This is a genomic window from Streptomyces sp. NPDC026515 (assembly GCF_055567595.1).
The window spans coordinates 201,683-214,941 of the sequence record NZ_JBVHQD010000018.1 but is presented as its reverse complement, the minus strand read 5'-3'; the positions used below and the strand labels follow the sequence as shown (position 1 = coordinate 214,941).

At 68.9% G+C, this 13,259-nt stretch carries 10 protein-coding genes and 2 pseudogenes; 3 read left to right on the top strand and 9 right to left on the bottom strand.

All coding sequences use genetic code 11. The features are described 5' to 3' along the window. Positions 1-88 precede the first annotated feature (88 nt). A pseudogene (locus ACZ4O3_RS32860) lies at positions 89-907 on the top strand (IS630 family transposase); the annotation flags it as partial. 84 nt (positions 908-991) lie between these two features. Here the strand turns inward: ACZ4O3_RS32860 and ACZ4O3_RS32855 are convergent. Next, on the bottom strand, positions 992-1,639 hold the full coding sequence (locus tag ACZ4O3_RS32855) for a GNAT family N-acetyltransferase (RefSeq protein ID WP_467725694.1): 648 nt from the start codon (positions 1,637-1,639) through the stop codon (positions 992-994). Positions 1,640-1,990: 351 nt separating this feature from the next. Here ACZ4O3_RS32855 and ACZ4O3_RS32850 point away from each other — a divergent pair, with 351 nt between their 5' ends. Both ACZ4O3_RS32850 and ACZ4O3_RS32845 read left to right on the top strand, forming a co-directional pair. Next, the gene (locus ACZ4O3_RS32850; protein ID WP_467725692.1) at positions 1,991-3,199 is read left to right on the top strand and encodes a replication initiator; all 1,209 of its coding nucleotides are present in this window, start codon (positions 1,991-1,993) and stop codon (positions 3,197-3,199) included. A gap of 218 nt (positions 3,200-3,417) precedes the next feature. Continuing rightward, a complete protein-coding gene (locus ACZ4O3_RS32845) occupies positions 3,418-5,385 on the top strand; it encodes a recombinase family protein (RefSeq protein ID WP_467725690.1) in 1,968 nt (655 codons plus the stop codon). Here ACZ4O3_RS32845 and ACZ4O3_RS32840 read toward each other — a convergent pair. The 8 genes and pseudogenes from ACZ4O3_RS32840 to ACZ4O3_RS32805 form a co-directional block, all read right to left on the bottom strand. Continuing rightward, a pseudogene (locus ACZ4O3_RS32840) lies at positions 5,321-5,478 on the bottom strand (YccF domain-containing protein); the annotation flags it as partial. The gene ACZ4O3_RS32845 and the pseudogene ACZ4O3_RS32840 overlap by 65 nt on opposite strands. Further along, a complete protein-coding gene (gene htpX, locus ACZ4O3_RS32835) occupies positions 5,475-6,338 on the bottom strand; it encodes a zinc metalloprotease HtpX (RefSeq protein ID WP_362716151.1) in 864 nt (287 codons plus the stop codon). The pseudogene ACZ4O3_RS32840 and the gene htpX, both read right to left, overlap by 4 nt. Before the next feature lie 224 nt (positions 6,339-6,562). Next, the gene (locus ACZ4O3_RS32830) at positions 6,563-8,086 is read right to left on the bottom strand and encodes an NADH-quinone oxidoreductase subunit N (RefSeq protein WP_467725688.1); all 1,524 of its coding nucleotides are present in this window, start codon (positions 8,084-8,086) and stop codon (positions 6,563-6,565) included. After that, the gene (locus ACZ4O3_RS32825) at positions 8,083-9,657 is read right to left on the bottom strand and encodes an NADH-quinone oxidoreductase subunit M (protein ID WP_362716145.1); all 1,575 of its coding nucleotides are present in this window, start codon (positions 9,655-9,657) and stop codon (positions 8,083-8,085) included. Before ACZ4O3_RS32825 ends, ACZ4O3_RS32830 begins: the two co-directional genes overlap by 4 nt. Positions 9,658-9,663: 6 nt before the next feature. After that, the gene (locus ACZ4O3_RS32820) at positions 9,664-11,658 is read right to left on the bottom strand and encodes an NADH-quinone oxidoreductase subunit 5 family protein (protein WP_467725686.1); all 1,995 of its coding nucleotides are present in this window, start codon (positions 11,656-11,658) and stop codon (positions 9,664-9,666) included. Next, complete coding sequence (nuoK, locus tag ACZ4O3_RS32815) at positions 11,655-12,032, bottom strand: NADH-quinone oxidoreductase subunit NuoK (RefSeq protein ID WP_362716140.1); 378 nt, start codon at positions 12,030-12,032, stop codon at positions 11,655-11,657. Before nuoK ends, ACZ4O3_RS32820 begins: the two co-directional genes overlap by 4 nt. Beyond that, positions 12,032-12,709: an NADH-quinone oxidoreductase subunit J family protein gene (locus ACZ4O3_RS32810; RefSeq protein ID WP_467725684.1), complete on the bottom strand. Its 678-nt coding sequence runs from the start codon at positions 12,707-12,709 to the stop codon at positions 12,032-12,034. The genes nuoK and ACZ4O3_RS32810 overlap by 1 nt, the downstream gene beginning before the upstream one ends. Beyond that, positions 12,706-13,257 (bottom strand): NuoI/complex I 23 kDa subunit family protein, encoded by a 552-nt coding sequence (locus ACZ4O3_RS32805; protein WP_467725682.1) that lies wholly within the window; start codon positions 13,255-13,257, stop codon positions 12,706-12,708. The genes ACZ4O3_RS32810 and ACZ4O3_RS32805 overlap by 4 nt, the downstream gene beginning before the upstream one ends. Between the last annotated feature and the right edge of the window lie 2 nt (positions 13,258-13,259).

Sequence of the window (13,259 nt, the reverse complement as noted above, 5' to 3'; positions counted from 1 at the left end):
CGCATCAGCGTGCTCTTCGCGATGCTCCGCGACGGCGCCTTCTACGAACCCCGAACCCCACGCCTCGCTTGACGAAAGACATAGAGGCACCCCCCGGACCAAGCTCGGCCAGCCCTTCACCCACTGGTCCCTGCGTAAACTCGCCGCCTACCTGCGGAAAGTGCACGGGCGTGTCATTCGGATCGGCCGCGAGGCGTTACGGTGCCTGCTCGCCCGCCGCGGCGTCACCTTCCAGCGGACCAAGACATGGAAGGAATCGCCCGACCCCGAGCGTGACGCCAAGCTGGACCGCATCGAGGAGGTGCTGGAGCGTTTCCCGGACCGTGTCTTCGCGTTCGACGAGTTCGGGCCGCTCGGCATCCGGCCCACCGCCGGGTCGTGCTGGGCCGAGCAGGGCCGGCCCGAGCGGCATCCCGCGACCTACCACCGCACCCACGGGGTGCCCTACTTCCACGGCTGCTACTCGATCGGCGACGACACTCTCTGGGGCGTCAACCGCCGCAGGAAGGGCGCCGCGAACACCCTGTCCGCGCTGAAGTCGATCCGGGCCGCCCGCCCGGACGGCGCCCCGATCTACGTGATCCTGGACAACCTGTCCGCCCACAAAGGCGCCGATATCCGTCGCTGGGTGAAGAAGAACAAGGTCAACCTGTGCTTCACCCCGACCTACGCGTCCTGGGCGAACCCGATCGAGGCTCACTTTGGACCGTTGCGACAGTTCACCGTCGCCAACTCCAACCACCGCAACCACACCGCCCAGACGCGAGCCCTGCACGCCTACCTGAGGTGGCGCAACGCCAACGCCCGCCATCCCGACGTCCTCGCCGCTCAACGCCGTGAACGTGCTCGGATCCGCAGCGAGAAGGGCATCCGGTGGGGCGGGCGACCGCTTGCCACTGCGGCCTGACCCACAATGCGGCTTGCAACGCCGCCCCAATCTGGACTCGTCGTTCGACAGACCATCCGGGATGATCTCCGCGCCGCTACACGGTCACGCCAGCCCGAACCATGGCAGGCACTCCGGCAACCCTTCCATCTTCACGGGGACCAGTTGGTGTTGTTGCCACTGTTCAGCAGTGAGGCGGAGCCTGCGCAGCACGGCGGGCTTGGCGCGTACGGCATGACGCTCAATGCCGTCCTCGCGATAGCCAAGCTTGCGTGAAACCGACAGCGAGGCTGCGTTATCTGCATATGCCCCAGAAACAGCGTGCTGTGCACCGAGTCCAGCGAAGGCCAGGTGGAGGACAGCCGCGCGCATCTCAGTCCCCAGGCCCTGGCGGTGGTGGGCCCTGCCTAGCCAGGAACCAGTGCCTACTTCACGGCGGACCGAAAAGTCCCGGGCACCGATGCCCTGGGTACCTACGACGATCCCATCGCGCACGACCACCAGGTTCAGCTCCCAGTTCTCCGGCTGCCACTCGCCCCAGCAACGCCAGTGGTACTGCAGGACACTCTGAGCACGCTGTTCGGGCTCGACATCGGTCCATGCCACGGTGAACGGCTGCACCGCCGGGTCATGCACACCATCGGCGGCCAACGAAGCCAACGCGACGAGATCATCCAGGTTCGGCAATCGCAGCTCCAGGCGCGGCGTGGTCAACCGCAGGCCCGCAAGCGGCCAGTGGGTTAGCAGGGTCATGACCAGGGATTCTTCTCGCCCCAAGCCATCGGGACCACTGGATTTCCGAGGGGGCGCGTTGTGGATTTTTACGCCCCCAACCCGGTGGACCTATTTGGTCACAGCACTAGACGACAACACTCACCTGGTGTAGCGGGGTGAGAGAGGTCTGCCGCCGTACGGATTGCCCGCCGGAACGATCACTCCCCGATTGGATACGCGGGGTCGGGAAGTGGGATCTCCTCCGAGCGCGACAACCAGTAGGTGCGCATCCGTGGCGGCTGGAGTGCGTAGTCGACGCAGCGCACTGCTGGCTCCTCCAACGTTGGGTACGTCAGGTGCCAGACCCCGTCTCTGTCCGGGTCGGGTTGGATGGGGAAGCCCGACAGCTTTAGCTACACCCGCAACGAACCCGGTGAACGTCTCCTCGTCCGCTGCCGCAACCGCCGGGCGACCATCTGCCCCGCCTGCTCCCGGGTCCACGCCGGAGACACCTACCACCTCGTCCGCGCCGGCCTCCTTGGCGGCAAGAACATCCCCGAGACAGTCCGCCATCGGCCCCGGCTCTTCGTCACCCTGACCGCCCCGTCCTTCGGCCCGGTCCACCGCGCCGCGGAAGCGTGCCGTCCTCGCCGCGACGGCGGAACCTGCGAGCACGGGCGGTCCCTCGGTTGCGGCGCTGTCCACGCCCCGGGTGCTGGCGTCGCCGGTCAACCGCTCTGTCCCGACTGCTACGACTACACCGCCCACGTGCTGTGGCATGCACACGCCTCCAAGCTGTGGGACCGGTTCGTCATCGACGTCCGCCGACGCCTCGCCACCTCAGCCGGCCTCGTGCAATCGCGCTTCGCCCAGCACGCCCGACTCTCCTTCACCCGCGTCGCCGAATATCAGAAGCGCGCGGCCGTCCACGTTCACGCCGTCGTACGCCTCGACGGGCCCAACGGCCCGGAAGACCAACCCCCGGCCTGGGGCACAACGGAACGGCTCATCGACGCGGTGCGCGCCTCCGCCCGGCGGGTCCTGGTCCACACCCCCTACAGCCCGGCCACCGGGGAACTGACTCTTCGCTGGGGTGTCCAGGTCGACGCCCGGCCATTGCGCACGAACGGCGACGGCACCGACGATGACGCAGTCGCCGCGTACGTCGCCAAATACGTCACCAAGGGGGCCAGCGAGACAGGCGCCGGCACCGACCGCCCTGTCACCGATCAGGGAGACATCGAGTCAGCACCCGTCAGCGAACACGTCCGCGCCCTCATGCGCGCCTGCTGGCACCTCGGCGGCCTGCCCGAGTACGAGCCTCTGCGCCTCCGCTCCTGGACACACACCCTCGGCTACCGGGGCCACATCCTCACCAAATCCCGCGCCTACTCGACCACGTACGCGGCCTTGCGGGCCGAACGCGCCCACCACGTGGGCCACGCGGAGGTGCCGGACGTGATCATCGAACGGCAATGGCGTTACGTGGGCTCGGGCCACTCCCCCGGCGCTGCCCTTATCGCGACCGGAGTCGCCGAGGATCTCGCCACCAACCGCGAATGGGGCCGGGAGGCCGCGCCTGATCGGGGGTGGACCTGATGCCCCGGACAACGGTGATCTGGACGCCCAACAAGACTCTGTCTGCGGCCGAGCGGGCACTGCTGCTGCGGATCCTCTTCGGACGCCAAATCTCGCGCCTCCGAAATGACCGAATACCTGATGAAGCGTCAACGCATCGCAGTAGGCTGGAAGTTAAGACAAGCGCCCCGGCAGCGGCTGGCACCGCCCCGGGGCTGGCCGACTGATTGGGAGTCGACGTGTCCAATAAAAGCACAGCCCTGTCCGCACCCATCGGGACCCTTGCTGGGGTGGTTGGCACACGCGCGCTGCGCGCGGTCGACTACCTCCGTGTCTCGACCGAGGAGCAGAAGAAGGGCTACGGGGTAGCCAGGCAAAGCCGCAAGACAACAAGGCACATCGCACTCAAGCAGTGGGCACACAGCGGGACTTACAAGGACGAGGGAGTCTCAGGGTCCCTGGAAGCAGCTGACCGAGGTGACCTCAAGCGCCTCATGGATGCCGCTCAGCAGACTCCGCGCCCCTTCGACATCGTTGTGGTGCCGGACGGCCGTGTGATCGGTCGCAAGGGCCGCGCATTCTGGCGCTGGGTGTGGGCCCTCGAAGACATCGGCGTCTACGTCGCCGTCGTGGCCGACGACTACGACAACACGACCACCGAGGGGCGCAAGAAGATGCGCCGCGATGCCGACTACGCAGAGACCGAGTGGGAGACGATCCGAGACCGCACCCAGGGCGGGTTGCAGGAGAAGGCAGAACTCACGCCGGCTGCTCACATCGGCGGGCCTCCTCCCTTCGGCTACCGCATCGCCAACAAGGGAACTCCTGGCTCCTACCTGGTGGTCCATGAGGATGAAGCGAAGGTCATCAGGCACGTGTACAACCTGGTCGTTGGCGAGGGCCTCAACCTCCGTAAGGCCACGATCCGTCTCAACTCCGAGGGCATCACGACCCGCTCGGGCAAGTCATGGACGCGCGACAACCTCCGCGATCGAGTGATGTCCGTACCGGTGCTCGATGCCGTGCTCGTCTTTCGCGGGAAGCATGCCAAGACCGACGAGGATGGCAGGCCTCTCTGGGGCGACTCGGTCAGGATCGAGCTTCCTCGGATCCTGACCGAGGAACAGAGCGCTGAGCTACGGCGAAAGGTTGCCGAGACCGCAAAGCGCAGCAGCGGGCAGCGATCCTTCTACCCGTTGAGCGGCCGAGTCGTCAGCCTCTGCCAGCGGACGTACTCAGGAATCAGCTTCGCATCGGACCGTGAGTGCGCCCGGTTCTACCGATGCGCCGGAAACGCGCCCAAGGATCTCAGTCAGAAGTCCTGCGGCTGTTCTCGCATCGACGCAGATGCTCTTGAGGCACACGTCTGGACCCGCGTCACTGAAATCGCGAGCGACAGCGAAAAACTTCAGCTGTTGGCTGCCGAGTGGATCGGGATGACGGAGGGGGACACTGCCGCTCTGGTCGACCGGATCGCCGACCTCGACCGACAGATCGAGGGCATGAACGCGTCGATTGCCGCCGTCATCGTTGCCACCGCCAAACAGAGCAAGTCAGCAGACGCCATCGAGGCGGCCGCAGTCGTGCTAAACGAGGAACTCCAGCAGCTTCAGAATCTGCGTGATGAAGCGGCCGAATGGCTGACTGAGATGGAGGAGTCGGACCAGCGTGCACGTGATCTGATCGCCCTGGCTGCCATGGCGAAGAAGTCGTTCCCGGACATGGCCCCGGAGCAGCAAGCGGCCATCCTGTCCATGCTGGAGCTGAAGGTCACGATCACCGGTCCCGTCCCGGACGATCGACGCGGTGGTGTCCCCTGCACCGTGCGGGCCTGGTACGCCGCCAATGGCCTCGGCGTCCCCGCCGCCAGCCTCTCCGACGCGGAATGGGCCAGGGTCGCTCCCCTACTGCCCAAAGGGCGCAGGGGTACCGTGCGCCGATCGTTGGACGCCATCTTCTACAAGGCGCGGACCGGTAAATCGTGGCCAGAAGTGATCAAGGATACTGGCGCCACCATCCAGGCCTCGAAGCACTTCAATGCCTGGACATCAGATGACACGTGGACCCGTGTGAACGCCGCACTGTCGGACCTGGAAAAGGTCCCTCTCCCCGAACTTCAGCTCCTGCCGCCAATGGTCATCGAAGGGCGAGTCGACCCGAGCGCGATGCTGCACCCTGAGGGACGATCCCGAACGGGATGCCGATGATCGTGATGCAGAGGATCACGCCCGCCAGCAGGTAGCCGAGGAACAGCCAGAAGCCGCTCAGGCGAGCCAAATGACGTTCAGGATGGTCTTCACTGCGGGCGACCTGCCATCTTCTCCAGTCGGGCGATCCGCTCCGCCATGGGCGGATGCGTCGAGAACATCTTGGACAGTCCCTGGCCCGGACGGAAGGGGTTCGCGATCATCATGTGGCTCGCGGTCTCGATCCGGGGCTCGGGCGGCAGCGGGAGTTGCTTGGTGCCGGCCTCCAGCTTCCGCAGGGCGCTGGCGAGGGCGAGAGGGTCGCCGGTGAGCTGGGCACCGGAGGCGTCCGCCTCGTACTCCCGGGAGCGGCTGATGGCGAGCTGGATGAGGGTGGCGGCGAGCGGGCCCAGGATCATGATGAGCAGCAGGCCGAGGAAGCCGGGGCCGTCGTCGTCGTCCGACCGGCCGACCGGGATCAGCCAGGCGAAGTTGACCAGGAACATGATCACCGAGGCGAGGGCGCCGGCGACCGACGAGATGAGGATGTCGCGGTTGTAGACGTGGCTGAGCTCGTGGCCGATCACGCCCCGCAGTTCGCGCTCGTCCAGGATCCGCATGACGCCCTCCGTGCAGCACACGGCGGCGTTGCGGGGGTTGCGGCCCGTGGCGAAGGCGTTCGGCGCCTCCGTCGGGGAGATGTACAGGCGGGGCATGGGCTGGCGGGCCTGGGTCGAGAGGTCGCGGACCATCCGGTAGAGGGCCGGGGCCTCGAATTCGCTCACGGGGCGGGCGCGCATCGCGCGTAGCGCCAGTTTGTCGCTGTTCCAGTACGCGTACGCGTTCGTGCCGAGGGCGACGAGGACCGCGACGATCAGACCCGTCCGGCCGAAGAAGCTGCCGATGACGATGATGAGTGCCGACAGTCCCCCGAGGAGAACTGCCGTCCTGAGTCCGTTGTGCCGGCGGTGCACGGTACGCCCTCCAAGTCGTGCGGCAGGGGAACCCTTTGCCTGCGGTGCTGCCTTCCGATCTGCGATGCCACCGGTGTCGTGGTGTCACGTCCAGTGGACCCTTACGCACTGGTCAACGCCAGGCGACGGCCGCTAGTTCCCTTGTGTCCGCTGTGCGCCGCGCGAGCCGTTCGGGTGAGCGCCGCGTCCCGGCACACGTGGGCCCGCACGCGCGCGTGAGGGCGTCAGAACAGTCCGGTGGCGGCGAAGCGGAGCACCAGCTGGGGTGCGCCGGAGAGGGCGACACCGAGGGCGCCGGTGAGGGCGAGTGCGGCGGTGAGCGGGGCAGGCAGGCGGTGCTTGGCCGTCTCGCCTTCCGGAGCACGGAACAGCAGGCCCGTCCACTGCAGGTAGTAGTAGAGGGCGATCACGACGTTGACGGCCATGACGACGGCCAGCCAGCCGAGGCCGGCGTCGACGGCCGCCGAGAAGACGGTGACCTTGGCGAAGAGTCCGACGATGCCCGGCGGCAGTCCGGCCAGGCACAGCAGGAAGAACGCCAGGAGCAGCGCGGTCAGCGGGTTCTTGCCGTACAGGCCGCGGTAGTCGGAGAGCCGGTTGAGTGCCTTCGTCCGGCCGACCAGGGCGGCCACCGCGAAGGCGCCGAGATTCACGGCCGCGTACATGAGGGCGTAGGCGACGGTGGAGCCGACGGCCTTCTGGGGGTCCTTGGCGTATCCGGCGGCGGCGATCGGCACGAGCAGGTAGCCGGCCTGGCCCACCGAGGACCAGGCGAGCAGTCGTACCGCGCTGTACGCGCGCGTGGCCTGCTGGCGCAGGGCCGCCACGTTGCCGACGGTCATGGTGAGGGCGGCCAGGGCGGCGAGTGCCGGGCCCCAGACGTCGGCGTACGACGGGAAGGCGACGACGGTGACCAGGATCAGGCCGGAGAAGCCGACGGCCTTGCCGACGACCGACAGGTAGGCGGCGATCGGGAGGGGGGCGCCGACATAGGTGTCGGGGACCCAGAAGTGGAAAGGGACTGCGGCCGTCTTGAAGGCGAAACCGACCAGGGTGAGGACGACACCCGTCTGGGCGAGCGTGTGCAACTGGCCGTCGACGTGCTGGACGCGGTCGGCGATCTGGGTGAGGTAGAGGCTGCCGGTGGTGACGTACACGAAGCTGACGCCCAGGAGGCTGACGGCGGTCGCGGTCACCGAGGACAGGAAGAACTTCAGGGCGGCTTCGGAGGACTTCGCGTCCCCGTGCCGGATGCCGACGAGGGCGAAGGCGGGCAGGGAGGCGACCTCCAGGGCGACGATCAGGGTGGCGAGGTCGCGGGAGGCGGGCAGCAGGGCCGCGCCGGCGGCCGAGGAGAGCAGCAGGAACCAGAACTCGCCCTGGGGATAGCGGCGGTTGCCGTCCTTGAGGGTGGTGACGGACAGCAGGGCGGTGAGCAGGGCGCCGCCGAGCACCAGGAACTGCACGATCAGGGTGAACCGGTCGGCCGTGTAGCTGCACGCGCGCGTGGCGCCCGTCAGGCAGAAGGTGCTGCGGTCGTGGTCCAGGAGTGGCAGCAGCAGGACGGCGGCCGCGGCGAGTCCGGCGACCGCCACCCAGCCGAGGATCGGCTTCCTGGCCTCGGGCACGAACAGGTCGGCGACCAGGACGGCGAGGGCGACGACGGCGGTGAGGGTGGGCGGGGCGACGGCGAGCCAGTCGACGGACTGGACGAGGTTCGTGGCCATGGGCTGGGCCAGGGCGCTCATCGGGGGCCTCCTGCGAGGAGCTGCTGCACGGCCGGGTCGGTGAGTCCGAGCAGGGCCTTCGGCCACAGTCCGGCGACGACGGTGAGGGCGACGAGCGGGGTCCAGGCCGCGAACTCGTAGCTGCGGACGTCGGCGAGTTCCGGCCTGTCCTGCGGTACGGCGCCCATGCAGACGCGGCGGACCACGGCCAGCATGTACGCGGCGGTCAGCAGGGTGCCGAAGGCGGCGATCGCCATGAAGGTGAGGAAGGCGGGGCGGTTGAGGCCGGGGGCGGGCTTGAACGCGCCGAACAGGGCGAGCATCTCGCCCCAGAACCCGGCGAGGCCCGGCAGTCCGAGTGAGGCGACGGCGGCGAAGGCGATGAGGCCGCCGAGACGCGGTGCCTTGCCGTACAGGGCGGCGCCCGTTTCCTCGGCAAGGGTGTCGAGGTCGGTCGTGCCGGTGCGGTCCTTCAGGCCGCCGACCAGGAAGAACAGCAGGCCGGTGATGAGGCCGTGGGCGATGTTGGCGAACAGGGCGCCGTTGACGCCGGTGGGGGTCATGGTGGCGATGCCGAGCAGGACGAAGCCCATGTGGCCGACGGAGGAGTAGGCGATCAGGCGTTTGAGGTCGCCCTTCGCACCCCGTTTGGCCAGGTTCAGGCAGGCCAGGGAGCCGTAGATGATCCCGACCACGGCGAAGGCCGCGAGGTACGGGGCGAAGGTGCGGAATCCGTCCGGTGCGACCGGCAGCAGGATCCGGACGAACCCGTACGTGCCCATCTTCAGCAGGACTCCGGCCAGCAGGACCGAGCCGACGGTCGGCGCGGCGGTGTGGGCGTCCGGCAGCCAGCTGTGCAGGGGCCACATCGGGGTCTTGACCGCGAGCCCGATGCCGATCGCCAGAGCGGCGATGACCTGCACGGATGTGGTCAGTGACCGGCCGTTGTCAGTGGCGAGTGCCACCATGTCGAAAGTGCCCGCCTTGATTCCGATCAGGAGCAGGCCGAGCAGCATGACCACGGATCCGAGCAGGGTGAAGAGGATGAACTTCCAGGCGGCCCGGGTCCGCCCCGCGCCGCCCCACCGGGCGATGAGGAAGTACATCGGGATGAGCACCATCTCGAACGCCAGGAAGAACAGCAGCAGGTCGAGGACGGCGAAGCTGGCGAGGGTGCCGGACTCCAGGACGAGGAGCAGTGCGACGAAGGCCTTCGGGGACGGGCCCGCAGGCATGTTGAAGTACGAGTAGAGCGCGCAGAGGAAGGTCAGCAGCGCGGTCAGGACCACGAGGGGCAGGGAGATGCCGTCGATGCCGAGGTGGATGCGCACGTCGAGTGCGGGGATCCAGCTGATGTCGGTCGTGGCCTGCATCCTCGACGGATGGTCCTGGTCGAAGCCGAGTGCGAGGACGATCGTGGCGATGAGGATCGCGCCGGTCACGGTCATGCCGTGGCGGAGCACGGCCTGCCCGGGTGACTTCCCCTTCAGCCCGGGCGGGGCGGGGAGCAGGGCGGCGACGGCGCCGAGGAGCGGGCCGACGACGATCAGTGCCAGAAGGAACTGCATCACGGACTCGTTGATATCGATCACGCCTGCTCACGCTCCGGTGGCGACGAGGAGGACGGCGACCGCCAGGACGACGGTGCCGGCGAGCAGCGCGCTCACATAGGTCTGGACGTTGCCGGTCTGGGCGCGGCGTACGGCGGCGCCGAGCAGGCGGGGTGCGGCGGCCGCGCCGCGGACGTAGGTGTCCACGACCTCGCGGTCGAGGAACTGGACGAGGCTCGCCGCCGCCAGGACCGGGCGGACGAACAGGACGTCGTACACGGTGTCCAGGTGGAAGCCTTCGGCGGCGTGCCGGCGCAGCGGGCCGAGCAGCAGCCGGGCGGGGTCCGCCGGGTCGGGTGCGTAGGCCACGTCGCCGAACGCGGGCTCGTGGGTGGCGATGGCCTCGGCCTCGACCAGTGCCGCGTCGCCCTCGGGGTGCGCGGCGACGGCGCCGATCGGGGCTCGGGCCGCCAGTGCCCTGGTGCGCTGCCAGGCGCCGTAGGTCATGAGTCCGCCGATCAGCGCGAGGCCGGTGCCGAGGACCGAGGTGGTGAGGGCCGGGGTGAGGTCACGGCCGTCGAACCAGCCGGGCAGCGACCGGTAGGCGAACCCGCCGAAGGCGAGGGACGGGACGGCCAGGACCCACAGCACCACGGTCATGGTCAGCGGCTGCCGGCCGTGGTCGGGGGCCTCGCTGCCCCGGCCGCGGAAGGCGAGCAGCCACAGCCTGGTCGCGTACGCGGCGGTCAGCAGGGCGGTGACCAGGCCGGCGACGAGGACGATCCAGCCGGCGCTGCCGGGAGTGTGCGCGGTGTGGCCGGTGGTCGCGTGCTCGGCGGCGCCCAGGACGGACTCCTTGGAGAAGAAGCCGCTGAAGGGCGGGATCGCGGCCAGCGCGAGGAGCGCCACTGTCATCGTCCAGTAGGCGTCCGGGACACGGTCGCGCAGTCCTGCGGTGCGGGACATGACGGCCAGTGAGTTGGTGCCGGCGGCGTGGATGACCACGCCTGCCGCGAGGAACAGCAGCGCCTTGAAGGCGCCGTGGGACAGGAGGTGGAAGACGGCGGCGCCGCGGTCGCCGACGGCGAGGGCGCCGGTCATGTAGCCGAGCTGACCGATCGTCGAGTAGGCGAGGACGCGTTTGATGTCGTCCTGGGCGAGCGCGGCGAGAGCCGACCCGACCATGGTGACGGCTCCCATGACGGCGAGGACGACCATCACGGCCGCGCTGGTCTCGAAGACCGGAAGGAGACGAGCGACGAAGTAGACACCGGCGGCGACCATCGTCGCGGCGTGGATCAGTGCGGAGACGGGGGTCGGGCCCGCCATGGCGTCGGGAAGCCAGGTGTGCAGCGGGAACTGCGCCGACTTGCCCGCCACTCCGCACAGGAGCAGCAGGGCGACCAGGGTCGGGTGGTGCAGTCCGCCGTTCGCGACGGTGCCGAGGATCGTGGTGATGCGGAAGGAGCCGGCGTCGGTGGCGAGCGCGAACAGGCCGATCAGGAACGGCACGTCGCCGAGCTTGGTGACCAGGAAGGCCTTGATGGAGGCGGCGCGGGCCTCGGGGGTCTCCCAGTAATGGCCGACCAGGAAGTAGGAACAGATGCCCATGACTTCCCAGCCGACCAGCAGCACGATCAGGTCGCCTGAGTAGACGACCAGCAGCATCGCCGAGGTGAAGAGGGAGACGAGGGCGGCGTACGAGGGGTAGCGCGGGTCGTCGCGCAGATAGCCGGTCGAGTAGATCTGCACGCAGGTGGCGACGAGGGCGACCAGGACGGCGACCAGAGCGGCGAAGCCGTCGATGTACAGGGCGAGTTCGATCGGGACCGAACCGGTCGGGGTGAGCTGGGTGTGGGCCTCGACGGCCCGGCCGCCGCCCTGGTCCACGGCGACCGTGATGGCCAGCGCGAGTGCGGCGAGGGCCGGCAGGACCGCGAGCGGGCGGACGAAGCCGGGGGCCGTGCGTCCCACGAGCAGGCCGGCCGCGGCGGCCAGGAAGGGCAGGAGGGGGACGAGGACGGCGAGGTTGGTCGTGGTCACGCGGTGGCCTCAGCCTTCTCGTCGGCCGTCCCGTCCGTGGGCGTGCCGTGCTCGTGGCCCTCGGCGGTGTCGCGGAGCCGGTCGATGTCGGAGGTGCCGCGGTTGCGGTAGACGGCGAGGACGATCGCCAGGCCGATGCCGATCTCGGCGGCGGCGATGGCGATGGTGAACAGGGTCAGTGCCTGTCCGGAGTGCAGGGTGTCCCGGGCGGCCTTGCTCAGCCACACGTCGAAAGCGACGAGGTTGAGGTTGACGGCGTTGAGCATCAGCTCGACCGACATCAGGACCAGGATCGCGTTGCGGCGGGCGAGGACGCCGTACAGGCCGGTACAGAAGAGGAGGGCGGACAGGACGGCGGGATAGGCGAGGTGCATCAGCGGGCGCCTTCCTGCTCGGCCCCTTGCTCGGAGCCCTGCTCGGGCTCTGGCCCGATCGGGTGAATCCCGGAACCCGTGACGGATGGGGAACTCTGTGTGACGGTCCGGCCGTTCACAGGGGGCGGGGCCGGGTCCGCCTTCGTCTTCCGGGACAGGACGATCGCACCGACCAGGGCCGCGAGGAGAAGGACGGAGAGAACCTCGAAGGGCAGGACCCAGTTCTGGAAGAGGCTCTCGCCGGTGACCTTGGTCGAACCGGCGGCGGGGCCATCCAGGTCGACCCAGGTGGTGCGGAAGGCGTCCACGACCACCCAGACCAGGGCGGCCGCGGCGGTCACCGCGACGGCCAGCGCGGCCCAGCGGTTCTCGGAGTCGGCGTCCGGGGAGCGACCGATCGGGGCCCTGGTGAGCATCAGACCGAAGAGGAGGAGGACGACTACGGAACCCACATAGATGAGGACCTGCACCCAGGCGATGAACTCCGCGGTGAGCAGCAGGTATGCGACGGCGAGACCGCCGAGCGTGACCACCAGCCACAGGGCGGCGTGCACCAGCTGGCGGGTGGTGACCGTGACCAGGGCGGCGCCGAAGGTGACCAGGCCGACGAGGAGGAACGCGATCTCCACCCCGGTCGGGGACAGGAACCCGTGCGGCGCCTGGGCGAGGGGGCTCACGACTCGCCCTCCCGCTGCTCGGCCTGCGCGGCCGCGAGCTTCTCCGCGGACTTCCGGGCGGCGGCGATCTCCTTCGGTTCCTCCGCGCCGGGGTCGAGGGCGGGCGGTGCCGGCACCGTCCACATCCACTCGCGGAGCTTGTCCCGCTCGTGGGTGAGCTCGTGGATGTTGGTCTCGGCGTACTCGAACTCCGGGGACCAGAACAGGGCGTCGAAAGGACAGACCTCGATGCAGATACCGCAGTACATGCACAGGGAGAAGTCGATGGCGAAGCGGTCCAGAACGTTGCGGCTGCGTTCGCGGCCGCCCGGCGCCGCGGGCGGGACGGTCTCCTTGTGGGAGTCGATGTAGATGCACCAGTCGGGGCACTCACGGGCGCAGAGCATGCAGACCGTGCAGTTCTCCTCGAACAGGCCGATCACACCACGGGTGCGGGGCGGGAGGTCGGGCAGGGCGTCCGGGTACTGCTCGGTGACCGTCTTCCGGGTCATCGTGCGCAGGGTGACGGCCAGGCCCTTGGCGAGGCCGCTGCCGGGGATGGGGGCCACGG